Source organism: Pseudonocardia autotrophica (assembly GCF_003945385.1).
Taxonomy (GTDB): Bacteria; Actinomycetota; Actinomycetes; order Mycobacteriales; family Pseudonocardiaceae; genus Pseudonocardia; species Pseudonocardia autotrophica.
The window spans coordinates 1,626,503-1,650,810 of the sequence record NZ_AP018920.1; the positions used below are offsets into that span (position 1 = coordinate 1,626,503).

Consider the following 24,308-nt stretch of genomic DNA (forward strand, 5'->3'; position numbering starts at 1 on the left):
TCCCCGCCGTCGACATCGAGCCACCAGGATGCGCGGTGCTCGTGGTCGGTTGCGGGAACCTCCTGCGCGGCGACGACGGCGTAGGGCCGGTTCTCGTGCGGCACCTCTGGGAACGTGGGGTGCCCGACGGGGCTCGGCTCGTCGACGGTGGTACCGCGGGGATGGACGTCGCGTTCCAGATGCGCAACGCCGACCGGGTCGTCATCGTCGACGCGGCGGCAACCGGCTCGGCACCGGGCACCCTCTTCCGGGTGCCCGGCGCGGAGCTGGCCGAGCTCCCTCCGCTGGAGGGCCTGCACAGCCACGCGTTCCGCTGGGACAACGCGATCGCGCTGGCCCGCTGGGCGCTTGGCGACGCGTGCCCCAGCGACATCACGGTCTTCCTTATCGAGGCAGTCCAGGTCGAGCTGGGCGCGGATCTGTCCGAGCCGGTGACCGCGACGATGGAGCAGGTGATCGACATCATCGAGCGTGACTATCTGGGCCCGTTGCGTCCTGACGGTTTGAACGGCGAGCCGACCGTCGAGCTGACCGAGGACGGATATCTCCGGATGGACGCGTGTCTCGCGGCGTACCGCTTTCCGTCCGATGCCGTCGTCGCCGCCGTACGGGATCTGGAGCTGTGGCTGATCCCGCTCCGCGGACCACGAGCAGGCGGATTGCTGCTCAAGCAGCGCAATCCGGCCGGAGACCGCTCGTTGCTGGTTCGTGAAGTTCTCGACGGCTGGACGGGCCACGGCTTCCGAACCGCATACTGGGACGAGGCGCAGGGTGCGCTGCGAATCCGGCTGGAGCGGGAGCAGTGATCGTCGTGACCGAGGACCCGGGGGTACGCCCGAAGACCAGTGTTCGATCCGGCAGCTCGGCGGAGGAGGCGCTCGACGTGCAGACCATGGTCGTTCCCGAGCGTGGGCGATGGGCGGTCGAGATCGTCGTCATCTTCGCCGACGGTGTCGTGCGAACCCGCATCGACACCTTTCCGACCGAGGCTCGCGCGCATCTGTCAGCCGGATTGATCAAGCACGCCGCCGAACGAGATCTTCGAGGACCGTTGAATGGTTGATGGACTGATTGCGCCTGCTTCTCCCACCACATCACGCGAACTTTCTGCGTCGGCGTGTCGGCCGCAACCGATCGGTGCGTTTCCGCTACCGCTCGGCTTCATGCTCGTCCCCGATGGGGACGACACCGACCCGATCCGCGAGGAGATGCTGGCGGGACGACTACCCGAGAAGTGGCCGGATGCTCTGCGCGCGCACGAGCTCGCTCTCGCCGGTGATCGCGACGGCGCACTGGCCGTTCTAGTCGAAGGTGAGGACGTCATATCGCGCTACAACCGCTTCGTCCTCGACCCCGAAAGCGCCGGGATGCACGATGAGATCGAGGCCATGCGCAGCGAGCTCGGCGATCTCGGCCTGCTCGTCGACCTGGTGTGCTTCGCTGTCGGCCGCACCGATGTCGTCCCGGCGGACGCCGGGGCGGACGGGGAACTGGCGGCCCTTGCGCTCTCGGCACAGGCCACCCAGGCGACCACGGACGGCGACCGGGATGGCGCGGTCGAGCTGTTGGACAGGGCCGCGGCGATGGCGGAGCCGGTCAGCCCGGCGCTGGCCGGCCTGCTGCTCGGCGCCGCCGGTTCGATCCTGCGCGACCAAGAGGACCCGACGTGCGAGGAATTGCTCACGCGGGCCCTGGCCCTGCTGGACGGTGCGTCCGACCTGCGGGTCGGGCGCGCCGAGATCCACCTCAACCTGGCGGGTTTCCTGCACGGCCGGTCGTCGGACCGGCCGGATCTGCTGAACAAGGCCATCCCGCACTACCACACGACGCTGCAGCTGGTTCTTCGCGACGAAGCGCCCCTGACCTGGGCGGCGGCCCACGCCGGGCTCGGTACCGCCTACCTCACGATGCCGATGGTCGAGGCATCGGGTCAGCTGCGGCTGGGCATCGCAGCCCAGTCACTGAGGTCGGCTCTGAAGGTCTACAACCGCGAGGATCACCCCGCGGAGTGGGCGAGCGTGCAGCTGAACCTGGCCAACTCTCTCGTCTACACCCCGTCGAAGCACCAGGCGGACAACCTCGTCGAAGCCGTCGAGCTGTACGAGGCCGTCCTCCAGACACGGGACCGAAGCACCGATCCCGTCGGCCGCGCGCGCGTGCTCGCCAATCAGGGCAACGTACTCGCGCATCTGGGGATGTTCGAGGACGCGAAAGCCAAGCTGTTCGAGGCCCGGTTCCTCTTCGAGGAGAACACCGACGAGGAGTCGGTCCGGGCTGTGCGCGGCGTGCTCGATGAGATCGCCCGCCAGCTTGCGCTGGCCCGGACGGCCGACTGACCGTCGCGACGCCCGGCACCGACCACCCGCGCGATGCCACGTACCAGCAACAAGGAGACGACGATGTCCATGACGGTCGCCGATCAGACGGCGAGTGACGCCCGCCCTTCCACGGATGGGACGTCCGAGCCCACGTTCGAGGACCTCGCCCGGCGGGTCGATGACGCGATCGCCGCCCTGGACAAGCTCGAACCCGACGCGCGCGGGGTCGCCGACGAGCTGAAGAACGCCATAGAGGCGGTGCACCGGGCGGGCCTGGTCGTCGTCGTGCGCCGGATGCGGGAGGACGAGAACGCCCGAGCAGTGCTGTTCGACCTGGTCGACGACCCGGTCGTGCACCTCCTGCTCTCCTTGCACGGGATCATCCGTCCGGATCCGACCACGCTGGCGAACCGGGTCCTCACCGAGGTGCGGCCACAACTCCAGAGCCACGGTGGCAACGTCAGTCTCGTCCGCATCGAGGACGGCACCGCCTACGTCCGGTTGGAAGGAGCCTGCAACGGCTGCTCCATGTCGTCGGTGACGCTGCGCAACCTTGTCGAGACCGCGCTGGTAGAGGGCGTGCCGTCGGTCACGGGTGTCGAGGTCCTGCCCAACGAGCCGTCGCCCACCCTCATCCCGCTGGAGTCCCTGCGGATCGGCTCCGATCCGGCAAAGGAGGGCTGGGTACGGGCTGCGGCGACCGACGAGGTCGTCGAAGGTCAGCTGACCCGGCTCGATCTCACCACCGGGTCGGGCACAGACGTGCAGGTCGTCGTGGTGAACTTGGAGCAGCGGCTCACGGCCTACCTCAACGAGTGTGCCCACGAAGGGCTGCCGCTCGACGATGCGATGATCGACAGGTCGAACGGCACACTGACCTGCCCGTGGCACGGCTTCTGCTACGACGCCACCTCGGGTGAGTGCCTCAGTGCCCCTGGCGCGCAGCTGGAGCAGCTGCCTATGCGCGTTGACGACGGCGAAGTCTGGATCAGGGTCGGCACATGAGCAGGTTCACAGTCCGGCACAACGTCGCTGGTCGACCGGCGCGGCTGGACTTGGCACCCGAGGCGAGCCTGGCAGGGGGGTGGGAAGCGAGCCGGTGGCTCGGCGCCCCTGCACCCGGCGGGCTCGCGCTTCCGCAGGCCAACCCGACGTTGGCCTTCATGTACTCGCCGCGGGCGGTGTTTCTCAGCGACGAGGTGTTGGTGGTCGCCGACTCGGGCAACCACCGAGTGCTGATCTGGCACGGGGTTCCCACCTCCAACCACCAGCCCGCCGATGTCGTGCTCGGGCAACCAGACGGAACGACTGAGGGCCGCGCGGCCGCGGGCCGCGGCCCCGAGCGCGGAATGAACCTGCCTACCGGCGTGCTCATCCACGAGGGGCAGCTCGTCGTCGCGGACGCGTGGCACCACCGGATCCTGGTCTGGAATCAGGTGCCGCAGGCCAGCGATCGGGCGCCCGATCTGGTGCTTGGGCAGAACGACGCGTCGTCGGTAGCCCCGAACCGCGGCGGGGATTGCTCGGCGTCAACGCTGTACTGGCCGTTCGGCATCGGCATCGTCGGTGGGCGATTCTGGGTGGCGGACACCGGAAACCGGCGGGTCCTTGGCTGGGATGGCGGGCTACCAGATATGGACCGCCCGGCCGATGTGGTGCTCGGACAGCCCGATCCGACCCGTCGGGAGGAGAACCGCGGCGACGTGGTTGGCCCGGCGAGTTTCCGGTGGCCGCACGACGTCGCCGGCCGTGATGACCTGCTGCTGGTCGCCGACGCCGGCGACCATCGTGTCCTGGGCTGGTCGCCACCACCGGACGGCGACGCCGAAGCGTCGTCGGTGCTCGGCCAGCCCGGTTTCGACACGGCCGACGAATGGCCTTACGGCCCACACAGCAACGACCGATTCCGCTTTCCCTACGCGATCGGCATGGACCGCACGCCGGATGGCGCCGAGCGCGTCGCTGTCGCGGACACGGCGAACAACCGGATCCTGCTGTGGGACGGGTTCCCGACCGACGGCCGAGGCGCGGATCACGTGCTGGCCCAGCCGACCTTCGCCGCCAACGGGGAGAACCGTTGGGCGGCGGTGAAGCACGACACCCTGTGCTGGCCCTACGGTCTCTCGCTGCGGGGCGACCAACTTGCCGTGGCCGACGCCGGCAACAACCGGGTGATGATTTGGCGGCACCGCTGATGGATGCGCTCATGCTGACGGGGGCCGCGCAGGTCCGGCGCCGGTTCACGGTGACCGGTGTCGTGCAGGGTGTCGGCTTCCGCCCCTTTGTGCACCGCACGGCTCGTGAGCTCGGGTTGGGCGGCTTCGTCGGCAACGACTCGGCTGCGGTGTTCGCCGAGGTTCAGGGGAGCGCCGTGGCCGTCGGGGACTTCACTCGCCGGCTGCGCACCGATGCGCCTCCGCTCGCCGTTGTCAGCGACCTGTCATGGGTCGATATTGAGCCCGGCGCGGACGACGAAGGTTTCCGAATCGTCGCCAGCGGGGCCTCCGATGGGTCGGCTACGGCGATCCCCCCGGATGTGGCGGTGTGCGCGGACTGCCTCTCCGAGCTGTTCGATACTACCGACCGGCGGTATCGCCACCCCTTCATCACATGCACCAACTGCGGTCCGCGCTTCACGATCATCCGCGGGTTGCCCTACGACCGCCCGGCCACCACGATGGCCGACTTCGCGATGTGTCCGCGCTGCGCAGCCGAGTACCGCGACCCCGCTGACCGGCGCTTCCACGCGCAACCGGTGGCCTGTCCGCAGTGTGGGCCATCGCTGTGGCTGCTCGACGCGGCCCAACGCATCTCCGGGCCGCCTGACGCCGCGTTGGGCGCCGCGCAGGCGGCGATCCGCAGCGGCCGCGTGGTGGCGGTCAAGGGCGTCGGCGGCTACCACCTGGCTTGCGCGGCCGACAACGAGTCCGCCGTCACCGCCTTGCGCTCCCGGAAGGCCCGCGGCGGCAAGCCGTTCGCCGTGCTCGTTCGCGATCTCGAGACGGCGCGTCGTTACGCCGAGATCGACGACGCGGAGGCCGCGGTGCTTCTGTCGCCGGCACGTCCGGTGGTGCTGCTGCACCGCCGCCCGGGCGCGCCGGTCGCGCCGGCCGTCGCCCCGGGTAGCCCGCTGTTGGGACTGATGCTGCCCTACACCCCGGTACACCATCTGCTGCTGACACCGGTTCCGGGTACTGCGGACCCGGCCCCCGAGGCGGTCGTGCTGACCAGCGCCAACCTGTCGGACGAGCCGATCTGTTACACCGACGAGGATGCGCGCGAGCGGTTGCCGGCGCTCTGCGACGCCGTGCTCGACCACGACCGGTCGATCCATGTGCCCTGCGACGACTCCGTCGTACGGGTCGTCGACGGCCACGAACTGCCGATCCGCCGCTCCCGAGGATTCGCCCCGCTCCCGATCGACCTGGGCCGTGACGGGCCGCGAGTGCTCGCGGTGGGTGGCGAGCTGAAGAACACGTTCTGCCTCACCGACGGGCGGCGCGCGTTCTGCTCGGCCCACATCGGAGACATGGGCAGCCTGGAGACTTTGCGCGCGTTCGAGCGCTCGCTGAGCCAGCTCAGCGGGCTGCGCGGGATCCCGGAGCGGCTGGCGGCCGACCTACATCCGGGCTACCAGACCCGGTCCTGGGCCGAGCGTGCCGCCGGGGACCGGCCGCTGGACCTCGTCCAGCACCACCATGCCCACGTGCTCTCCCTGCTCGCCGAGCACGGTCGGCTCGGCGAACCCGTGGTCGGGGTGGCTTTCGACGGCACCGGCTACGGCTGCGACGCCACCGTCTGGGGCGGCGAGATCCTGTTGCTCGGCCCCGACGGGCACCGGTTCGTCCGCGCCGGGCACCTGACCGCGGTACCGCTTCCCGGCGGTGACGTCGCGGTGCGCAATCCGTGGCGGATGGCTCTGTCGCACCTGCGATCGGCGGGTGTGCCGTGGACCACTGACCTGCCGCCCGTACAGGCGGCGTCGCCGGGCGAGCTGGGCCTGCTCGAATCCCAGCTCGACAGCGGGTTGGGGTGTGTCGACACCACCAGCATGGGCAGGCTGTTCGATGCGGTGGCCTCGCTGCTGGGAGTTCGCCATCGCATCGGCTACGAAGGCCAGGCGGCGATCGAGCTGGAGGTGCTAGCCTGCTCCTCAGCGTTCAAGCCTGAGCTCACCCATCGGCTGCGTCTCGTGGTCGGTTCTGATGGGTCGATTGACACACGGCCGATGATCCGCGCGATCGCGCGGGCGATCCGAAGCGGAACGGACGGCGCTGCGGATGTGGCACGCGCCTTCCACGACGCCGTCGCCGTCGCGGTCGGCCAGGTTGTGACCGGAGTGGCAGGTCCGGTTCGCGTCGTCGGTCTCACAGGTGGGGTGTTCCAGAACGTCCTCCTGCTGCGTGCCTGCCGTGCGCGGCTTGAGGAAGAGGGCTTCGAGGTGCTCACCCACCGCGTCGTTCCGCCGAACGACGGAGGCCTCGCCCTCGGGCAGGCGGCCGCAGGTGTGCTGCGGGCGTTGGCCGAGCGCCACGAGTTCGAGCTGAAGGAGTGATAGCGATGTGCCTTGGCATTCCGGGACGGATCTCGGAGATCTGGGACGAGGGGTCCGGCGCCCGGATGGCCCACGTCGAGTTCCCGGGGGAGACGAAGAAGCTGTGCCTGGCCTACCTTCCAGACCTGCAGGTCGGCGAGTACACCATCGCGCACGCCGGGTTCGCGCTGAGCAGGATCGACGAGGACTCCGCGCGGGTCACGCTCGCCACCATGGCCGAGTACGGCGTGTTCGGCGACGAGAACGTAGTGCCCACATGACGACCGTCGTCGACGAGGGACTGAGCGAGGAGCTGGCGGCGGACCTCGCGGCCGCGTCGCTCACCCTGGCCCGCCGCTTCGCGGCCGGCGCCACCATGTGGTGCCTGGCTCCGTCGTGGGAGCCACATGCTCAGCACGTCGCCGTGGAGTTCGTCCACCCAGTGATCGTGGGCAAGCGAGCGCTGCCGGCGGTTGCCCTCACCGGGCCCGACCTGGTGTCGACCGCGCGGCTCGCCGTTCGCGCCGGCGATATTATCGTCGCGGTCGCGGGAGCGGCAGAATGTGACGTCCGGTCGATCATGCGACGCGGCCCGGCCTGGGGTGCGACCACGATCTGGATCGGTAGTGGATCACGGCCGACCGCGGGCGCCGCTGACCACGTGTTGTGGCTCGACGATCCGGACCCACGCGTGCCGGCGACCGGGGGTTTCGTACTGCTCTACCACCTCCTCTGGGAGCTCACGCACGTCTGCTTCGAGCACCCGGGGCTGCTCGCCGAACAACCCGGCGACTGCGAGGGGCCGGTCTGCGTCACATGCAGCGACGAAGGCCGGCTGGGCGAGGTGGCCGGGGCGCCGGAGGGGGGTACCGCGACGGTACGGACCGCGGACGGACCGGAGCAGGTGTCGACGGTGCTCGTGGAGCCGCTCGAGCTCGGTGACCTGGTACTCGTGCACGCAGGCACGGCGATCAGCAAGGTGCTCGAGACCGTGGGTCAACGATGAAGCCGCAGAGCCTGCCGGGCGCGCCGCGGGCCGAGGCGACCAGCTTCCTCTATCCGTTCATCGACGCGGAGGAGAGTGGCCCGCGGTCGCTGCTCTCCGACCTCGCCGCCTCGGCACGGGCAAAGGCGATCGAGAGCGCGGCGTTGCGCCGGGCGACGCTGTCGTCCTCTGCTGCCCTGGTCGCCGAAGCGGGGTTGCAGATCGCACGTCGGTTCGCTCGCGGCGGACGGATGTTCACGTTCGGCAACGGTGGGAGCTCCACCGACGCCACGACGTTGGCGACTCTGTTCTCCCGCCCGCCGGCCGGGCCCGGGCTGCCTGCCTGGTCGCTCACTGCCGACCAGGCGATCGTCACGGCACTTGGCAACGACGTCGGGTTCAATCTCATATTCGCGCGCCAGCTGATCGCCCGCGCCGGCGCCGCTGACATCGCGGTCGCGATGTCGACCAGCGGGAGCTCGGCGGACCTCCTTCAAGGGCTATGGGAGGCCAAGCGCCGGGGGATGTACACGGTCGGCTTCGCCGGGTACGACGGCGGTGACTTCGCCCGCAGCCGGGACGTCGACGTGTGCTTCGTCGTCGCATCACAAAGTGTCCACCGGATCCAGGAGGCACAGGCCCTGCTGGGGTTCCAGCTGTGGTGCACAGTGCGAGAGCACGGAACGGAAAACCCATGAGCAACACAGTCCACGACTACCTGACGTCGGGTCCGACGTTCGCCGAGGGCGAGGTCATTGCGCGGATCGAGGCCTTCCGCAAGCGGCGACCGCGGCTACGGGACACGATCGTCACCCTCGCACACGGGGCGGGCGGCAAGTCGTCCGCTGCGCTGGTCGATGCGGTGTTCATCGAGGCGTTCCGCAACCCCGTGCTCGACGCACGCGGAGACGGCGGCATCGTGACCCTGCCCGGAGGCGAGCGAATGGCGTTCTCCACAGACTCGTTCGTCGTGCAGCCGTTGCGCTTCCCGGGTGGCTCGATCGGGCACCTCGCGGTGCACGGAACCGTCAACGATCTCGCGATGTCCGGTGCCATCCCTTCGTGGATCTCCGCAGCCTTCGTGCTCGAGGAGGGTTTCCCGATCGACGAACTCAAGGAGATAGTGGCCGACATGGCCGCCGCGGCCGCCGCCGCCGACGTACAGATCGTCACCGGCGACACCAAGGTCGTCCCCCGTGGCGCGGCCGACGGCGTGTTCATCACGACCGCGGGCGTCGGCGTCATCCCGGCCGGCCGGCGGCTGTCGGCCGACGCCGTACGCGAGGGCGACCGGCTGATTCTGTCCGGTCCGATGGGTGACCACGGCATGGCGGTGATGCTGGCCCGTGGCGACCTCGCGATCGAAGCCGACATCCGCTCCGATACCGCGGCGGTGAGCGGCCAGGTGGAGTCGTTGCTCGCTGCGGCCCCGTCCACCCGCTGGTTGCGCGACCCCACTCGTGGCGGCGTCGGGACCGTGTGCAACGAACTGGCTCAGGCGACGGGACTGGGCGTGGTGCTCGACGAGGAACGCCTGCCGGTGCGGCCGATGGTCAACGGTGCCTGCGAGATGCTCGGCATCGACCCGCTCTATGTCGCCAACGAGGGCCGGTTCCTCGCGGTCGTCGCGCCGGAGGAGACCGATGCCGCACTCGACGCCCTGCTCGCGGACGCCGCGGGTGAGGAAGCGGCGATCATCGGAACGATCGTGGCCGAGCCGGCGGCGACGGTCGTGCTCCGTACCGGCTTCGGCGGCACAAGGATCGTCGACATGCTCGTCGGTGACCCCTTGCCGCGGATCTGCTAGAGGAAGGTTTGGACCATGTGCCTCGGAATCCCGGGCCGAATCGTAGAGGTCACCGACACCGAGAACTGCTTGGCGAAGGTCGACGTGAGCGGCGTGCAGCGCACCATCAGTGTGAGGCTGCTGGAGAAGGACCTTCCGCAGCCGGACGACTGGGTGCTCGTCCACGTCGGCTTCGCAATGGCGAAGATCGACGAGGCCGAAGCGCTGCTCACGCTGGCGGCGGTCCAGAAGCTCGGTGATGCCTACCAGGACGAGATCGAAGCATTCGACTCGTCGTCGATCGTCTGAGTACGGAGTCAGCCATGAGGTTCGTCGACGAGTTCCGTGACCCTGCCGCAGCGCGGAAGCTGCTGGGCGCCATCAGATCGCTCGCCACGGGCGGTGACGATCAGCACTACAAGTTCATGGAGGTCTGCGGGGGGCACACCCACACCATCTACCGGCACGGCATCGAACACCTGCTCCCGGACAACGTGGAGCTGGTGCACGGCCCTGGCTGCCCGGTGTGCGTCATCCCGATGGGTCGTGTCGACGACGCGATCTGGCTCGCCGAGCAGCCCGACGTGATCTTCACCTGCTTCGGGGACATGATGCGCGTTCCCGGCTCCAGCGGAAGCCTGCTGGACGCCAAGGCCCGCGGGGCGGACGTACGGTTCGTCTACTCGCCGTTGGACGCTCTGAAGATGGCCGTCGACAACCCGGGCAGGCAGGTCGTCTTCTTCGCGATCGGCTTCGAGACTACCGCGCCGTCGACGGCGGTGACCCTGGTCCGGGCGCGCGAGCTCGGCGTGACCAACTTCAGCGTCTTCTGCAACCACGTCACCATCGTCCCGCCGATCAAGGCGATCCTGGACTCGCCGGACTTGCGGCTGTCGGGATTCCTCGGCCCCGGGCATGTCTCGACCGTCGTGGGCAACCGGCCCTACCGGTTCGTGCCCGATGTCTACGGCAAGCCGCTCGTCGTGGCCGGGTTCGAGCCGCTCGACATCCTCGCGTCGGTCGCGATGCTGCTGCGCCAGCTGCGCGAGGGCCGTTGCGAGGTCGAGAACCAGTACGCGCGGGTGGTGCAGGAGGACGGCAACCCCGCAGCGCTCGCCCTGATGGCACAGGTCTTCGCCCTGCGACCGCACTTCGAATGGCGGGGGCTCGGGTTCATCTCGCAGAGCGCGCTGAAGCTACACGACGACTTCGCGGCTTTCGACGCCGAACAGCGCTACGCGATGCCCGGTGTGCGCGTCGCCGACCCCAAGGCGTGTCAGTGCGGCGAGGTCCTCAAGGGTGTGCTCAAGCCGTGGGAGTGCAAGGTGTTCGGTACCGCTTGCACGCCGGAGACCCCGATCGGCACCTGCATGGTGTCCCCCGAGGGCGCCTGCGCCGCCTACTACAACTTCGGCCGGATGCACCGGGACGCGGCTCAGCTGGTCGGGCAGGCGGGACGGCCCTGACTGTGTCGAACCCGACGGAGTTGGCAGAGGAGGCGCAGTCCGACCAACGGGGAACGGAGATTTTCGCCCGCTACGCCTTCGCGCCCAACGCGCTGGGCTACTGCGGTCCCCCGGGCGCGTCGGCGATGCGTAGGGGATCGGGTGTGGAGGTCCGTTCGGCGGCCCGGCGCTTCTCCGGTGCGTGGCCCTATCTTCAGGTACTCGCGCGGATGTCCGGGATCTCCGATCCCCTGGATCATCGGTTGGTCGAGTCGTACTGGCTGGGAGGCGGGTTGGGTGCCCGGCTGGACCCCCAGGAGTTCGGCAGCGAACTGCTGGCCGTCATCGGCCCACAGGCCGGGTCCTACTGGACGCACCTCACTCCCGAGCTGTTCGCCGAAACCTCGGCGAACCACTGCTTCCATGTCTTCGGCGTCTACCCCTGGACCAGGCTTCTCGCCAGGGGGGCCGATGGACCCGCGTTGCACGTCCTCGACAACTGCCGGATCTCCTGGGGTACCGTGCTCTCCCGGGACGGCTCGGAGGCCGACGTCTGGTGCCGTCGGCTCGCGCTCGGCGAAGTGGGGCTACAGCTGTCCGACCCGGCTGTCTTTCGCGTACCGGTTTGGGTCGACGGCTACAGCGCAGTTCCCCACACGGCTGTGGGTGACACCGTCGCGCTGCACTGGGGTCAGATCTGCGGTCGACTCGATGCGCGGCAGGTCCGCGATCTCGAGATGAGCACCCAGCGCCAGCTACAGCACACCAATCGTCGACTCAAGAGGGAACGATGAGGCCTCGCATCCTCCAGTCCGACGGACAGGTCGGATTCCAGTGGGCGACCCCGGACGGTCAGCCGACGTCACTGCAGTCCCTGGTCGTCGACGACGACGAGCCGGACCGGCTCGTAGCCACACACCTGGCGGCCCTGGACGACGCACTGATCATTGCCGCCGAGCGGTTCGGCGAACTGCTCGGTGGTGCACGGCGGCCGACGGGGGAGGAGGAACGTGACGGGCTCCTGGAGCTGCACCGGGTCCTGGACCGTCTGAGCCACGAGTTCGCCATCGCGCTCAAGCTCACCGGCCTGAACGCCGACGTGCGGGCCGGTCAGATCGTCGGAACCGCGACGCTGTTCTCGATCCGTGCACGCCAGCCCCTGGATCTGCTCGGGCCGGCGCCGCTCGACGGCGAGCTGGACGAACCCGAGATGGGCGTCGTCGGCGGATTCGGGGAAATGGTGCAGGTCGACCCGAGTAAGCCGTGGCGGGGAGGTCGATGGGTGGTCCGCACAGAGGCCGGGCGTCGAATCCCCCTGACATTGTCGACACTTCTGTTCGACAGCTCCGGCACCAACAAGGATGCCGCCCGCCGAGAACACCGGGAGGCGCTGTTGTCGGTGATGACAGCTGCCGAGTCCGCTGATGCGGACCCGTTCGCCGTCGCGTGCGCACTGGATTGGCTGCTGTACGACTTCTTGATGGCGCATCGCGATGGACCTGACAGCGCAGCGGTCGTGATCCCCAAGGGGCAGGAGGGCGACGCCGCTCTGGTCGTTGCGGCGACGGCGGCATCGGTCGCCGCTCGAGCAACGTTCGATCCCGGCCTCGTCGGTCTCGGCTCCCCACCCTGATCGAGCGCTCCCAACGTGCTGTGCTCGGTAGAGCTCGTGGCGAGAAGCCCTGGTCCTCACCCCCCCACCCCCCACCTTGGGGGATTAAGTGATCGGCGTAGCATGCCACACTTTGGGCGCCCTTGACGACTGCGGTTTCGCCCCGTTGGGACCACTCGAGTCAATCCGGGCAATCCAAATGTCATGGAGGTGCGACATCAATGTCCCTTCTTTCGGGGGAAGACATCGCGCTGGCTCGTCGACGTTTTGTCCTCGATCAGAGCGACGCGGAGTACGTCGAGTACGCCGAGGCAATGGCGCGGATTGGTCGACGTCGATGCTGGCTGCGGCGCCGACGCAGGTTCCTGCAATCCCGTGGCTACGATACGAGTATGCAGGAGTGGGTGACGCCCCCAATCGAGTAGGGAGTGGCCGGTGACCATCGCGCGGGGCGAGTAGGCGCGGCGACCGCTACGGAGCATCGATTAACTCAACCGGGCGCTGATCAATACAATCGACGAACACCCATCTCAGCTTCAGTGACCCCTGGCTGTCCCCCGCGGGAACGGGACGCAAGTCGTGCGTTTGGGTCACGAAGATAGCTGTCTGAAGTAGATTCATCGACCTTTCGCCCTACTGCGAATGCGGCACGTTCTGGGTCGCGCGGAGGCTACGCATGAGATCGTTGCTGTCGAGTGGTCGAGGCGTGATGGTTCTCTCTCCGCTCCAGACGCAGGTAGCTAAGGCATTGAGGCGAGCGGGCCTGTCGACTGATGTTGGATCAGTTGCCGATTTCATCGAGGTCGTTCTTGGCCTGCCGATGCTCGACCGCGTTGTCAGCGGAGTACTTCTCGACGCCAGCGCCATGGCTTCGTCGGATCGGCCCCGATCGTGGTCCGCCCCGGCGGGGGTTCGCGTCGGTGCCGACGTCAGCGGAACCGTACCGCTGCGACTCCGAGACTCCGGCGCCTATCTCGAGTGTCGGATCGCCCGCCTCGCGAGTGCCGGCGTGACGTTCAGCGGTTGGACCCATATCGCGGGCGCCGAACTGACTTCCGACGAATCATCCAGACGGACAGCGCTTGCCGTGTCGTGGGCCAAGGCGTCGTCCGCGGTGGGTCTACCCGCACTGCTGAGCTGCACGATCAATCCGCCGGCACGTGCATCGATGTCAGTGGCGGAACGCGCGCATCGCGTGGCTGTCGACGAGCTGATGATGGCGTTTCGATCTGGACGCGTTGATCTCGGCAACATCGTCTTGGCGGTGAACGTCGTCGTTCCAGGCCCGCTCGCCTGGGATGTTGCCAGCGCAGATGACGTCGCATACGCGACCGCGCGCAGTCTGGGTGGCGCAGGACATGAGTCGTTCGCCGGCGTGGCAGTCGGCGGGAACGCGTCGTCAGCGGACCTGTTGGCAAGCCTGTACGCGTTGCACGGACGCAGACTGCCGTATCCCCTGGGCTTCCGGGTCGATGGCACGATCCTCTCGGCGATCGCGGCGGTCTGGAAGGGGCGGCCCGACCACGTCGACCGGGCTCGTCGCGAGCTGCGGGCACACCTCGATGGACTCGCGATGGTCGGTCGGGTGGAGCGTCCCCTACGGAAGCCGGGCGAATCACCGACCGCAAGATCGTCCGCGTCCGCCCGTCCGTAGCGTTGTTGTTGTTCGCCGCGCTGGTGGCAATCCGGCTCTTCAACTTTGAGCGGGCACCGTCGGTTTCCTCGCTGACAATCGGCGGGTGCGCCGGGTGTAGTGCAACCGTACTCGGCGCCGGTAGTTGTCCCAGTTCCGGAAGCCGCAGGCGGCCCGTTTCACCTGCTTGATCAACCGGTTCGTTCCCTCGGCGCTGGTCCGGCCGTCGACCTGCCCCAACAGCGCTTGATCGCCGGTGATGTCGACGAACCCGGTCTCCCACGGATCCGTGCGGACCCAGCGGACCCGGCCGTCGTCGTGCACGCCGTCGGGCAGCCATCGCGGGCGCCCGAACCGGGTCTCATCCATGCCCAACACCGTCGTGGGCTCCGGCTCGACCAGCTCCACCGCGCCCAGGGCAACCACCGCGCGCTGCACCGTCGGCCACGACACCCGATACGCCGCAGCGACCTCGGACTGATCCCGCCCGTCCTCGACCGCCACCGCGAGCGCGGCCCGCAGCCGGGTCGTCGTGCGCATCCCCGCCGGCACCTGCGCGACCTGCTCGGTGAACGACTGCCGCACACAGTCCACGGTGCGACAGCGCCAGCGCCGCTTACGCCACTGCACCACCGCGAACTCACCCCCGCACGGCAGGTCCCGCGGCCGGGTCAGCACCCAGTCCTTCCCCGACGTCGACACCGTCGCGCACGACGGGCACCGGGCCGCGTCCGAGTCGTCGGTCACCAACTGCACGATCTTCACCCCGAGCACGGTGAGCACGACACGCTCCACCGCCAACCCGGCCAGCCCCAACAGACATGACGCATCATCACTACGGTCAACCACGGCCCGCGGCTCTCCTCTCGCTGCTCCAAGCACAGCGAGGCTCAAGGAGTTGCGGGCTCATTGCCGAGGACGATCCCGCGCTAGGCTAGGAGCGCTTGACCTGCGGCAGTGTGCGCTGGGTGAGGAGCCAGTCACACCAGCCGGCCACGCCCTTCCCGGATCGGGCACTTGTCTCCACTACTTCAACGTCCTTATTCACCTTGCGCAAGTTGCCGTAGAACTCGTCCAGATTGAAATCGAGGTGTGGAAGCAGATCCATCTTGTTGACGAGCACCAGGTCCACGGAGCGGAACATGACCGGGTACTTCAGTGGCTTCTCCTCGCCCTCGGTGATCGAGTAAACCATCGCGCGCCGGTGCTCCCCGACGTGGAACTCGGCCGGGCAGACGAGATTCCCCACGTTCTCGACGATGAGCAGGTCGAGCTGGGTCAGGTCAAGGGACTTGAGGGCTGTGCGGACCATCGGCGCATCGAGATGGCATTCGCCACCGAAGCCGTTGGCGGTGTTGAGCAGGGCGACGGTGGCGCCGAGTCCCTGGAGCCGGTCCGCGTCGATGCTCGTCTCGATGTCCCCCTCGACGATCCCGATCCGGAGGCGGCCGCGAAGCGCCTTGAGGGTCTCCCGGAGCAGCGACGTCTTGCCGGCGCCGGGTGACGACATGAGGTTGATCGTCAGCACGCCCGCATGGTCGAAGTCGGCTCGGTTGGCATCGGCGGTGCGGTCGTTCTCGTCGAAGATGCGCTCGAGAACCTCGATTCGCTCGGTGCCGGTCGTGTAGCCGGAATGATCGAGACTTGGCGCGTGGCCGTGGCCGTGGCCGTCGTTGTCATCGTGGCGGTGGAAACGCCCCATTGCAGCTCAAACCTCCGTGAGTTCGAGCGAAGTGATGAGGAACTCTTCGCCCGTGATGATCTCGACGCCGTCGCTGGCGCAAGCATTGCAGACGAGCATTTGGGTCTCGAGCTCGGCAGTGTGGCCGCAGGTCGGGCATCGTGCAGTGGCCGGCACATGCTCGACCTCCAGCGTGGCGGACTCGAGCGAGGATCCTGCGGTGACGAGCGTCCAGCAGTAGGAGAGTGTGGCCGGCACGATCTGGCGCAGCATCCCGACCTGCAGATGAACCGTCTGGACAGGGCGACCCTCCGCGTGCCGGTCGACGATGTCGACAATGGCACGGCAGATCGAAAGCTCGTGCACAGAAATGCCTCCGTCAGTGTGCGAGCGCATGTGACATCCGCGCAGACCTGGCGTTACGGCATGCCCTTCGTGGGGACCGCCGAGGCATCAGCCTGTACACGTGACGCCACCCTACACAGCCCCACTTTACGGGGATTCCGCGGTTCGATCGACTCCGATGCGTGGAAGCGGTGCCGAACGGGAACCCGTTTACGTCCAACGAGGTCAAATGAGCTGGAGGTCGAACAGGCCCGAGCAGTCGCCTGTGTCGGATTTCGAGGTCGCTGTCGAGCCGCAGGATGAGGGCTGGGCCGTCGTCACGGTCGCCGACGGCGAACGGTCGGTCGTGAGCCATCATCCCGACAGGACGCGGCCGAGAACGCCGCGGCGACGATCAGGGAGACCGCCACCCGGCACGACGGTGCGATTCCCGCGGTGCCGCCGGACCCGCAGAAGTACCCGGGTGACCAGACGGACTGACCCGACGGGACAGATGTCCGGTGTCCCCGGTCGACTTTCCATAGGGTCGACCGGCCCGCGTTCCGCGTAATTCGGCTGGTCTGCTGCTCTGCTGGCTCGCGCTGCTCCTGATCAGGATCGTCGAGACCACGACCGGCCAGACCTGGCACCACGTCCGCCATCACCTCGACCGGCTCCACGCCGGTACCTTCACCGGACCCGCCGGGAACGTTCCGCCAGCGCACCGAGCTGTCCAAGCCCCAACAAGATCTGCTCGCCCGCCTCGACATCCCCGCACCGAAGCAGATCATCGAACTCACCATCGCAGGCCGCTGACCAGCAGCGACATCACCGCCTAGAGACACGCCCCTTCGGGGCGTCTCGACCCGTTCCCGCAGGTCAAGCACCACATCGCGGCTCTAGACGACCTGATTTACGCGGAACGCAGCCCAGGATGAACCCGACGTCGGTCGCGTTGGCTGTCGCATCGTGGGCCGCGGCGAGCTCCTTGAGACGGGCTATCTCGGCCGATGGAGGGGCACCGTCGGTGAGCATCGTGACCTGGGCGGTCATGGGGGGTACCGGCAGCGGCCGGGCCCGGCGCACGTGCACCTCGTCGTGCGCCGCGATGCGGCCGGAGGCGTCCGGGGGCAAAACTGGGGGCACCGCCGACATGCTGCTGGACCTCGCTCCTGCTGGTGGAGGGGCAGGTGAGGGCCCGGCCCGCACCGGGTTTGGCGGGCTGCGCTGATCGCCCTGGGCGATCGTACCCGCCTGCACCGAAACGACCCCCGGCCAGCCGGACGACCCGGCCGTCAGAGAACCGCCAGTCCGGGCAGCGTCCTGCCCTCCAGGAACTCCAACGACGCTCCGCCTCCGGTCGAGATGTGCGAGAAGCCGCCCTCAGGCAGGTGCAGGGCCCGCACCGCAGCGGCCGAGTCACCGCCGCCGACGACGCTGAACGCACCGTTCTTGCTGGTCGCGTCGATCACTGCCTGCGCGACACCGTGCGTCCCCTGGACGAAGGGCGCCATCTCGAACACACCCATCGGACCGTTCCAGAAGACCGTGCGCGCCCCCGCCAGGGGCTCGGCGAACGCCGCGACCGACCGTGGCCCGATGTCGAGCCCCATCCAGTCGTCCTCGATCGCGTCGATCCCGACGGTGTGCGTCCGGGCATCGGCCGCGAAGCGGTCGGCCACCACCGCGTCGGTCGGCAGCACGATCTTGCCGCTCTTCAGCAGCCGACGGCAGTCCTCGACACGGTCGGGCTCGAGCAGCGACGAACCGACGCCGTGGCCGAGGGCTGCGAGGAATGTGAAGCACATCCCGCCGCCGACGAGCAGGGCGTCCACCTTGGGCAGCAGCGCCTCGATCACCGCAAGCTTGTCGGAGACCTTCGAACCGCCGAGCACCACCACGTAAGGGCGCTCGGGCGCCTCGGTGAGCCGGCGCAGCACCTGCACCTCGGTGAGCACCAACGATCCGGCGTATGCGGGGAGCAACCGGGCGACGTCGTAGACGGACGCCTGCTTGCGGTGCATCACGCCGAAGCCGTCAGAGACGAACGCACCCGACGGCCCCACCAGCCCCGCCAGCTCACCGGCGAACTCGGCGCGCCCGTCGTCGTCCTTCTCGGTCTCGCGTGGATCGAACCGGACGTTCTCCAGCAGCAGCACGCCGCCGGGGACGAGTTCCTCGGTCGCCGAAGAGCCGCGGTCGGCAAGACCGACGTCGGTGCTCAGCAGCTCGCTCAGGCGTCGGGCCACCGGTGCCAGGGAGTACCGAGGGTCAGGAGCGCCCTTGGGTCGGCCCAGATGGGCGGTGACCACGACCCGGGCTCCCCGGTCGCGCAGCCGCTGCAGGGTCGGGACCGAGGCGCGGATGCGGCCGTCGTCAGTGATCAGGTCCCCGTCCAGCGGGACGTTGAGGTCGGAGCGGACCAGGACCCCTCGGCCGGCGATGTCCTCGGCCAGCAGGTCGTCGAGCGCGCGCATCCCGGTGCTCACAGGGACGACGCGACCAGTGCGGTCAGGTCGACGAGCCGCTGCGAGTATCCCCACTCGTTGTCGTACCAGCCCAGGACCTTCACCTGGTTGTCGATGACCCTGGTCAGCCCGGGGTCGAAGACGCACGAGGACGGGTCGGTGACGATGTCGGAGGACACGATCGGGGCCGTGGCGTAGGAGAGGATGCCCTTCAGCGGTCCGGCTGCCGCGGTCCGGTACGCGTCGTTGATCTCCTCGACGGTCGCCGTGCGGCGCACCTCGACGGTCAGGTCGGTGGCCGAGCCGGTGGGGATCGGCACCCGCAGTGCGTAGCCGTCGAGCCTACCCTTGAGGTGCGGCAGCACCAGCCCGATCGCCTTGGCCGCGCCGGTCGAGGTGGGCACGATGTTCAGCGCGGCCGCGCGGGCCCGGCGCAGGTCCCGATGCGGGCCGTCCTGCAGGTTCTGATCCTGGGTGTAGGCGTGGATCGTGGTCATCAGACCCTTCTCGACACCCACCAGGTCGTCGAGCACCTTGGCCAGCGGGGCGAGGCAGTTCGTGGTGCAGGAGGCGTTCGACACGATGGTGTGCGACGGCTGGTACGCGGTGTCGTTGACGCCCATCACGACCGTCACGTCCTCGCCGGTGGCCGGGGCGGAGATCACGACCTTCTTCGCCCCGGCGTCGAGATGCTTGACCGCGCCCTCGCGATCGGTGAAGATCCCGGTCGACTCGACGACGACGTCGACGCCCAGGTTCTTCCAGGGCAGCTCGCCGGGGTCGCGCACGGCGAGTCCCTTGAAGGGTTTGCCGTCGACCACGATCTCGTCGTCGGTCGCGCTGACGTCATAGGGTAGCCGGCCGAGGATCGAGTCGTACTTGAGCAAGTGCGCCAGCGTGGCGTTGTCGGTTATGTCGTTCACGGCGACGATCTCCATGTCGACACCCCCGCCCTTCTTCTGTGCGTCGAGCGCCCGCCAGAAGTTGCGCCCGATGCGCCCGAATCCGTTGACGCCGATGCGTACGGTCACATCTGCTCCGTTCCGAGGGGCCGTGTGGGGTAACTACAGGGAGTGGTTGCGTCGATGACGTCGGCGCGTTCGGTCCACCATTCTCGGTGGATGTCCCGGCACCGCCCGGCCGTCAGCGGCTCCGGATCCGCGAAGGCCGCAAGCACGACTGCCGCCCCCGTGAAGTCCTGTGCGACGGTGTACCCGTTGGTCACCACTACGGTCGCGAGCCCTGCGGCCGTGGCCGCCGCCAGCCCGACCGCGGAGTCCTCGACCGCCATGGCCTGGGAAGCGGGCAGTTCCAGCTGCTCCAGCGCGAGTCGGTACACCTCGGGATCCGGCTTGAGCCGGGACACGTCGTCGCCAGTGACGACCACCTCGGCGATGCCCTCGCCGAGCAGGCGAGCGACCAACGGCTCGACCCACGATCGTCGCCCCGTCGTCGCGATGGCCACCCGAAGGCGGGCGGCGGTCAGGCTCTCGACCAGCTCGACCAGGCCGGGGCGAGCGACGATCGTGCCGGCGAGGATGCTCTCGCGGAACAGCGCGGTCTTGGTCGTGTGGATGCGCTGGGCGATCTCGTCGGCCTCGTCGCCCATGCCGCGAGTGCGCAGGTCGGCCGCGATCCGGCGATGCCCACCAGTGATCTTCAGGAGGCGACCGTACTCCTCGACGCTCCACCTCACGTCCAACCCGTGCTCGGTGAAGGCAGCGTTGAAGGCGGGGCGGTGTCCGTCCCGTTCGGTGTCGGCCAGCGTGCCGTCGACGTCGAAGATCAGGGCGCGGAGGACAGGAGCCTTCACGTCGGCCGGTGTGTACGAGTCCACGAGCTCCTCTCCCCTCGTCGATCGATCAGCTCGATGCGAACGACCCTGTCCAGCACAACCGGGCTCTGCGTCTGGCGCCATCCGGGCCGGCGGTGCGGGCCGCCCCAGGCTCGATGCACCGCGCTCAAGGTTGGTAGTCGACCGAGCTGAACCTGGCGAGTCGGTCGAGCTGGTGCACACTTTGCATACGCCGAACCGTGCCGCTGCGGGCTCGGGTAATGATCGACTCGGTGTGCGCGGCATCGTGCACGTAGCGGACCCCGCGAACCAGTTCGCCGTCGGTGATCCCGGTGAGCACGAAGAAGGCGTCCTCACCCCGCACGAGGTCGTCCGCCGTCAACACTTGTCCCGGTTCCACTTCATTGCTTTCCAGCGGGGCGCGCTCCCGATCGTCGCGGGGTTCCGCGCAGGCCTGCAGCGTGCCGCCGAGCGCCTTTACCGCGCAGGCCGCGATCACGGAGTCCGTCAGGCTGCTGCGTCCGACCATCAAGTCGATGCCACTGCCGGCACTGGCCGCGAGAAACGCGGCAGTCACGTCGCCGGTGGTGAGAAAGCGGATTCGGGCTCCGGCCTCACGGACCTCGCGCGCCAGCTGCTCGTGGTGTGGTCGAGCCAGCATCCCTACCGTGATGTCGCTGGCGTGACACGACCGGGCCTTGGCCAACGCGATCACGTTCTCGCGGATGGGCACGCGGACGTCCAGAAGGCCTTGAGATTCTCGTCCACCGACGATCCGGTCAACTTGGGCGTACGCCCTGGGATTCAGCATCGCTCCGCGAGGCGCAACGCACAGCATGGAGATGGCGTTCGACAACCCCTTCGCCGTGAAGCTGATGCCGTCGACCGGATCGAGGGCGACGTCGTATGCGAGCCCGGTGCCGTCACCCACTGTCTCGCCCGGCAACAGGCTCGCCGGATCGTCCTCAGGTCCTTCGCCGATCACGATCGTGCCCACCATCTCGACCGTGCCGAGCATGACGCGCATCGCGTGGATGGCGGCCGCGACTGCGCCGTGGGTGTCGTTGCGACCGACCCACCGACCAGTGGCCATGGCAGCTGCCTCGGTGACCCGGACCAGCTCCAGAGCGAGATTGCGGTCGGGGGCGGACTTGCCAGCCGAACTCGTGTCGTCGCGCACAGGCTGCCCTTCCATCGTCGGTGCGGTGGGACAAGGTCACGCCCGAGTGCGCGCGTTATCCGACCCGAGGTGACTCTGGGCGCCCCACTCCATGTGAGGACCATGGCGCTCGGACGAGCCTCACGGCACCCGCTGGTGCCTGCGACCCACGAGCTCCTTCGTCGATCCGGGAACACCTTGCCGACCCCATGAAAGCGGGTGTCACCGGCGGTGCCATCCCCCGCCCCGGGGGGCTCGCGGGGGAAGCGACCGTCGGGTACAGCGTGCCCGGCCGAATCCCCCGTCCCGGGGGTACGGGTGCGACATCGATCGGGCAGCCTCGATCGACCGGCGGGCGTAGGACGCTGGCAAGCGTACGCAGCCGACGAGATGGTCGTGTCCCACGAGCCCGAATCCGAGCGGGCCGAACCTGGCAGGAGGTCGTGGTGGTAGTCGTTCCCGACCGCTCCGGAGCACCCCGCCTGTCGCTGTGCGGAGGAGACGTGCTCCTTGATCTCGACGACCGGTGGATGCTCACGGGTCGGGTGTCATCAGAAGCGGCGGGATGGCCTGCCTCCGATTCGGCTCGCCGAAACCTTGTGCGGCTCGTCCTGGGCACTCCCAACCTGCAGGAGCTGGTCGGCGGGGTAACGGTTGACACCGTCGATCTGCACGGCAGGGACAGGGTGGGCGCCGCTGTCTCGCTGGCCGCGACGATGATCCCGATCGGAGTCCGCATGGGAGGACAGCACCCGCGCCTGCGTGGCGCAGCGCACGCCGATCCAGCCAGGGCAGTCGCACGCCACGCCGAGGCCGGCGCAACCTTCGCCCGCTGGCGGATCACGAGCTGGGAACGCCATCGGGACCTCGGGCTCGGCGCACGTTGCCGAGCGGCCGCCGAGTGGGCCGGAGCGTGCCTGCGCGGTGGGCTTACGCCGGTGATCGACTGCGTCGTCCGCGTCGCCGATGTCGACGGGATCGACCGGGTCGAGCGCGTGCACTCGCGGGTGGTGTGCGCCGCTGTCGAGGCGCTGCGGTCCGCCGGTGCCGACGTCGCGGCGACGGTGATCGGAGCGACGGTGGTCACCCCGGGCCGTCGGCGCCTCGATGCCGAGGTGCACCACGTCGCCCGGATGACGATGCACAGCCTGCGACGGGCGGATGCGCGCCTGGCTGGAGTCGTGCTGACGTCGGTCGTGCCCGATCCGCGGATGGTGGCCTACGTCGGCGCGGTGCACTGGATGCGCCCGGAGTGGCCGGTCGGCTTCTGCCTCGGCCGCAGCGTCCTCGAACCCGCCGCCCGCATCTGGCGTGGCGAAGCCGGGCGTGGCGCGGATGCGCAGCGCCATGTGGCGGCCGAGCTGAGCCGCGTCGCCGCCGTACTCCGGGTGGGCCGCGCCGAGGTGACCAGGCGCGAGGGGCGAGCCTGGTGGAACGACCGCGACGAGCAGGGAGTACGGACATGCCAGACGGACTCAGCGACATCGCCGAACGCTATCGGGCGGTGCTGTTCGACCTGGACGGGACGCTCGTCCGGGCTCGGGAACCGCTGCCCGGCGCACCGGAGGTGGTCGCCGAGCTGCGTCGGCGCGGGACGGCGATCCGGTACTTGACCAACAACGCATGCCGGGGACCCGCCAGCGTCGCCGCGTTGCTCAGCGCCGGCGGGTTCCCGGCCAGTGCCGACGACGTCAGCACCAGCGCCCAGGCGGCGGCCGATCTGCTGGCCCGGCGACTCCGCACCGGTGCACGGGTCCTGGTGGTCGGCACCGACGATCTGCGTGCCGAGGTCGAGGCGGTCGACCTGGTTGCCGTCGGCACGGCCGACGACGACCCGGTCGCCGTCGTCCAGGGCTTCTCGCCGCAGCTGGACTGGTCGCTCCTCGCCGAGGCGTGCCTGGCCATCCGTGCTGGCGCGTGGTGGGTGGCGACCAACCGTGACGTGACGTTGCCCGGTCCCCGGGGTCTCGTCCCGGGCAACGGATCGATGGTCGCTGCGCTGCGAGCGGCCACCGATCGGGAGCCGGTGTTCGCCGGCAAGCCCGAGCCCGCATTGTTCCACCATGCCGCACGCGCCGGTGAGGGTGAACCGGTGCTCGTGGTCGGGGACCGTCTGGATACCGACATCGCCGGCGCCGCCCGGGCCGGGCTGGACGCGATCGCCGTCCTGAGCGGAGTGACCCGCCCGATCGACGTGCTATCCGCGGTGGGCCCTCACCGCCCCTGGCTGGTTGCTGCCGACGTCACCGGGCTCTTGCACCCGATCGACGGGCTGGCCGTCGGTCCCCGTGCGGCGTGGCGGGTCGAAAGCTCCGCCGCCGGGGTGATCGTGCTCCATTCGGCCGGCCGGGGGTCCGAGACCGCCGAGCCACCACCGTGTGCGGTGGACGCGCTCCGGTCGCTCTGCTCGGCATGGTGGACCTCCGGCGGCGAGGGTCGCCCTCAGTCCGTCGACGCCGGAGATCAGGCAGCGGCCGTGGTGTTGTCGAAGCTGGGGCTGGAAGCGACCGTCGAATGATCGTCGGCGTTGATGCCGGAACCGCTGTGACGGGGATGCCTCGCCCGTTC

24 protein-coding genes and 1 pseudogene are annotated in these 24,308 nt (G+C 68.9%); 18 read left to right on the forward strand and 7 right to left on the reverse strand.

Annotated features, from left to right (window positions below; genetic code table 11):
* The first annotated feature begins 41 nt into the window (after positions 1-41).
* From Pdca_RS07865 to Pdca_RS07935, 15 genes are all read left to right on the forward strand, one after another.
* Positions 42-806 carry a hydrogenase maturation protease gene (locus tag Pdca_RS07865; RefSeq protein ID WP_085916648.1) on the forward strand — a complete coding sequence of 255 codons (765 nt, stop codon included), beginning with the start codon at positions 42-44 and terminating at the stop codon, positions 804-806.
* Positions 803-1,063, forward strand: coding sequence for a hypothetical protein (locus Pdca_RS07870; protein ID WP_085916639.1), 261 nt, complete (start codon positions 803-805; stop codon positions 1,061-1,063). Before Pdca_RS07865 ends, Pdca_RS07870 begins: the two co-directional genes overlap by 4 nt.
* Positions 1,056-2,336 carry a hypothetical protein gene (locus Pdca_RS07875; protein ID WP_197719948.1) on the forward strand — a complete coding sequence of 427 codons (1,281 nt, stop codon included), beginning with the start codon at positions 1,056-1,058 and terminating at the stop codon, positions 2,334-2,336. The genes Pdca_RS07870 and Pdca_RS07875 overlap by 8 nt, the downstream gene beginning before the upstream one ends.
* Before the next feature lie 33 nt (positions 2,337-2,369).
* The gene (locus Pdca_RS07880; RefSeq protein ID WP_232021458.1) at positions 2,370-3,323 is read left to right on the forward strand and encodes a NifU family protein; all 954 of its coding nucleotides are present in this window, start codon (positions 2,370-2,372) and stop codon (positions 3,321-3,323) included.
* Positions 3,320-4,513 (forward strand): NHL repeat-containing protein, encoded by a 1,194-nt coding sequence (locus Pdca_RS07885; RefSeq protein ID WP_125911310.1) that lies wholly within the window; start codon positions 3,320-3,322, stop codon positions 4,511-4,513. The genes Pdca_RS07880 and Pdca_RS07885 overlap by 4 nt, the downstream gene beginning before the upstream one ends.
* A complete protein-coding gene (hypF, locus tag Pdca_RS07890; RefSeq protein ID WP_307724078.1) occupies positions 4,498-6,873 on the forward strand; it encodes a carbamoyltransferase HypF in 2,376 nt (791 codons plus the stop codon). Before Pdca_RS07885 ends, hypF begins: the two co-directional genes overlap by 16 nt.
* A gap of 5 nt (positions 6,874-6,878) precedes the next feature.
* Positions 6,879-7,133 (forward strand): HypC/HybG/HupF family hydrogenase formation chaperone, encoded by a 255-nt coding sequence (locus tag Pdca_RS07895; RefSeq protein WP_085916645.1) that lies wholly within the window; start codon positions 6,879-6,881, stop codon positions 7,131-7,133.
* Positions 7,130-7,858, forward strand: coding sequence for a HypC/HybG/HupF family hydrogenase formation chaperone (locus Pdca_RS07900; RefSeq protein WP_085916636.1), 729 nt, complete (start codon positions 7,130-7,132; stop codon positions 7,856-7,858). Before Pdca_RS07895 ends, Pdca_RS07900 begins: the two co-directional genes overlap by 4 nt.
* Positions 7,855-8,535 carry a D-sedoheptulose-7-phosphate isomerase gene (locus Pdca_RS07905; RefSeq protein WP_085916635.1) on the forward strand — a complete coding sequence of 227 codons (681 nt, stop codon included), beginning with the start codon at positions 7,855-7,857 and terminating at the stop codon, positions 8,533-8,535. The genes Pdca_RS07900 and Pdca_RS07905 overlap by 4 nt, the downstream gene beginning before the upstream one ends.
* Positions 8,532-9,644 (forward strand): hydrogenase expression/formation protein HypE, encoded by a 1,113-nt coding sequence (hypE, locus tag Pdca_RS07910; protein ID WP_085916634.1) that lies wholly within the window; start codon positions 8,532-8,534, stop codon positions 9,642-9,644. Before Pdca_RS07905 ends, hypE begins: the two co-directional genes overlap by 4 nt.
* A gap of 15 nt (positions 9,645-9,659) precedes the next feature.
* Positions 9,660-9,932: a HypC/HybG/HupF family hydrogenase formation chaperone gene (locus Pdca_RS07915; RefSeq protein ID WP_085916633.1), complete on the forward strand. Its 273-nt coding sequence runs from the start codon at positions 9,660-9,662 to the stop codon at positions 9,930-9,932.
* A 14-nt stretch (positions 9,933-9,946) separates the two neighbouring features.
* A complete protein-coding gene (gene hypD, locus Pdca_RS07920; RefSeq protein ID WP_085916632.1) occupies positions 9,947-11,089 on the forward strand; it encodes a hydrogenase formation protein HypD in 1,143 nt (380 codons plus the stop codon).
* A gap of 2 nt (positions 11,090-11,091) precedes the next feature.
* Positions 11,092-11,862: a DUF6390 family protein gene (locus tag Pdca_RS07925; RefSeq protein ID WP_232021459.1), complete on the forward strand. Its 771-nt coding sequence runs from the start codon at positions 11,092-11,094 to the stop codon at positions 11,860-11,862.
* Complete coding sequence (locus tag Pdca_RS07930) at positions 11,859-12,701, forward strand: hypothetical protein (protein WP_085916631.1); 843 nt, start codon at positions 11,859-11,861, stop codon at positions 12,699-12,701. Before Pdca_RS07925 ends, Pdca_RS07930 begins: the two co-directional genes overlap by 4 nt.
* 655 nt (positions 12,702-13,356) lie before the next feature.
* A complete protein-coding gene (locus tag Pdca_RS07935; protein WP_085916630.1) occupies positions 13,357-14,334 on the forward strand; it encodes a class I fructose-bisphosphate aldolase in 978 nt (325 codons plus the stop codon).
* A 39-nt stretch (positions 14,335-14,373) separates the two neighbouring features.
* Here Pdca_RS07935 and Pdca_RS07940 read toward each other — a convergent pair whose 3' ends face one another.
* The 3 genes from Pdca_RS07940 to Pdca_RS07950 all read right to left on the reverse strand — a co-directional run bounded on the left by Pdca_RS07940 (position 14,374) and on the right by Pdca_RS07950 (position 16,360).
* Entirely contained in the window at positions 14,374-15,096 is a 723-nt protein-coding gene (locus Pdca_RS07940; protein WP_166665910.1) for a transposase family protein, read from the reverse strand.
* A gap of 151 nt (positions 15,097-15,247) precedes the next feature.
* On the reverse strand, positions 15,248-16,015 hold the full coding sequence (hypB, locus tag Pdca_RS07945) for a hydrogenase nickel incorporation protein HypB (protein ID WP_085916843.1): 768 nt from the start codon (positions 16,013-16,015) through the stop codon (positions 15,248-15,250).
* Between the two features lie 6 nt (positions 16,016-16,021).
* Complete coding sequence (locus tag Pdca_RS07950; protein WP_085916845.1) at positions 16,022-16,360, reverse strand: hydrogenase maturation nickel metallochaperone HypA; 339 nt, start codon at positions 16,358-16,360, stop codon at positions 16,022-16,024.
* Between the two features lie 539 nt (positions 16,361-16,899).
* Here Pdca_RS07950 and Pdca_RS38165 point away from each other — a divergent pair.
* Positions 16,900-17,134: pseudogene (locus Pdca_RS38165) on the forward strand (IS1634 family transposase); the annotation flags it as partial.
* Between the two features lie 479 nt (positions 17,135-17,613).
* Here the strand turns inward: Pdca_RS38165 and Pdca_RS07960 are convergent.
* Genes Pdca_RS07960 through glpX form a run of 4 tightly spaced genes read right to left on the reverse strand, consistent with a single transcriptional unit; the run spans position 17,614 to position 21,761 of the window.
* On the reverse strand, positions 17,614-18,795 hold the full coding sequence (locus Pdca_RS07960) for a phosphoglycerate kinase (protein ID WP_085916844.1): 1,182 nt from the start codon (positions 18,793-18,795) through the stop codon (positions 17,614-17,616).
* An 8-nt stretch (positions 18,796-18,803) separates the two neighbouring features.
* A complete protein-coding gene (gene gap / locus Pdca_RS07965; RefSeq protein ID WP_085916842.1) occupies positions 18,804-19,817 on the reverse strand; it encodes a type I glyceraldehyde-3-phosphate dehydrogenase in 1,014 nt (337 codons plus the stop codon).
* On the reverse strand, positions 19,814-20,704 hold the full coding sequence (locus Pdca_RS07970) for an HAD-IA family hydrolase (protein WP_085916841.1): 891 nt from the start codon (positions 20,702-20,704) through the stop codon (positions 19,814-19,816). Before Pdca_RS07970 ends, gap begins: the two co-directional genes overlap by 4 nt.
* Positions 20,705-20,747: 43 nt before the next feature.
* Positions 20,748-21,761: a class II fructose-bisphosphatase gene (gene glpX, locus Pdca_RS07975; protein ID WP_232021460.1), complete on the reverse strand. Its 1,014-nt coding sequence runs from the start codon at positions 21,759-21,761 to the stop codon at positions 20,748-20,750.
* A gap of 509 nt (positions 21,762-22,270) precedes the next feature.
* On the opposite strand from glpX, the gene Pdca_RS37950 reads away from it, so the two are divergent.
* Positions 22,271-23,353: a class I fructose-bisphosphate aldolase gene (locus tag Pdca_RS37950; protein ID WP_408635070.1), complete on the forward strand. Its 1,083-nt coding sequence runs from the start codon at positions 22,271-22,273 to the stop codon at positions 23,351-23,353.
* Positions 23,245-24,258, forward strand: coding sequence for an HAD-IIA family hydrolase (locus Pdca_RS07985; RefSeq protein WP_373865540.1), 1,014 nt, complete (start codon positions 23,245-23,247; stop codon positions 24,256-24,258). The genes Pdca_RS37950 and Pdca_RS07985 overlap by 109 nt, the downstream gene beginning before the upstream one ends.
* The last annotated feature ends 50 nt before the right edge of the window (positions 24,259-24,308 follow it).

What these genes read in the sequence shown, in the direction of transcription:
- Pdca_RS07875 (WP_197719948.1), top strand. Translation starts at nt 1,056, where the DNA reads ATGGTTGATGGACTGATTGCGCCTGCTTCTCCCACCACATCACGCGAA.
- Pdca_RS07880 (WP_232021458.1), top strand. Translation starts at nt 2,370, where the DNA reads ATGCCACGTACCAGCAACAAGGAGACGACGATGTCCATGACGGTCGCC.
- Pdca_RS07885 (WP_125911310.1), top strand. Translation starts at nt 3,320, where the DNA reads ATGAGCAGGTTCACAGTCCGGCACAACGTCGCTGGTCGACCGGCGCGG.
- Pdca_RS07895 (WP_085916645.1), top strand. Translation starts at nt 6,879, where the DNA reads ATGTGCCTTGGCATTCCGGGACGGATCTCGGAGATCTGGGACGAGGGG.
- Pdca_RS07900 (WP_085916636.1), top strand. Translation starts at nt 7,130, where the DNA reads ATGACGACCGTCGTCGACGAGGGACTGAGCGAGGAGCTGGCGGCGGAC.
- Pdca_RS07905 (WP_085916635.1), top strand. Translation starts at nt 7,855, where the DNA reads ATGAAGCCGCAGAGCCTGCCGGGCGCGCCGCGGGCCGAGGCGACCAGC.
- hypE (WP_085916634.1), top strand. Translation starts at nt 8,532, where the DNA reads ATGAGCAACACAGTCCACGACTACCTGACGTCGGGTCCGACGTTCGCC.
- Pdca_RS07915 (WP_085916633.1), top strand. Translation starts at nt 9,660, where the DNA reads ATGTGCCTCGGAATCCCGGGCCGAATCGTAGAGGTCACCGACACCGAG.
- hypD (WP_085916632.1), top strand. Translation starts at nt 9,947, where the DNA reads ATGAGGTTCGTCGACGAGTTCCGTGACCCTGCCGCAGCGCGGAAGCTG.
- Pdca_RS07930 (WP_085916631.1), top strand. Translation starts at nt 11,859, where the DNA reads ATGAGGCCTCGCATCCTCCAGTCCGACGGACAGGTCGGATTCCAGTGG.
- Pdca_RS07935 (WP_085916630.1), top strand. Translation starts at nt 13,357, where the DNA reads ATGAGATCGTTGCTGTCGAGTGGTCGAGGCGTGATGGTTCTCTCTCCG.
- hypB (WP_085916843.1), bottom strand. Translation starts at nt 16,015, where the DNA reads ATGGGGCGTTTCCACCGCCACGATGACAACGACGGCCACGGCCACGGC.
- Pdca_RS07960 (WP_085916844.1), bottom strand. Translation starts at nt 18,795, where the DNA reads ATGCGCGCGCTCGACGACCTGCTGGCCGAGGACATCGCCGGCCGAGGG.
- Pdca_RS07970 (WP_085916841.1), bottom strand. Translation starts at nt 20,704, where the DNA reads ATGGCGCCAGACGCAGAGCCCGGTTGTGCTGGACAGGGTCGTTCGCAT.
- Pdca_RS37950 (WP_408635070.1), top strand. Translation starts at nt 22,271, where the DNA reads ATGCTCACGGGTCGGGTGTCATCAGAAGCGGCGGGATGGCCTGCCTCC.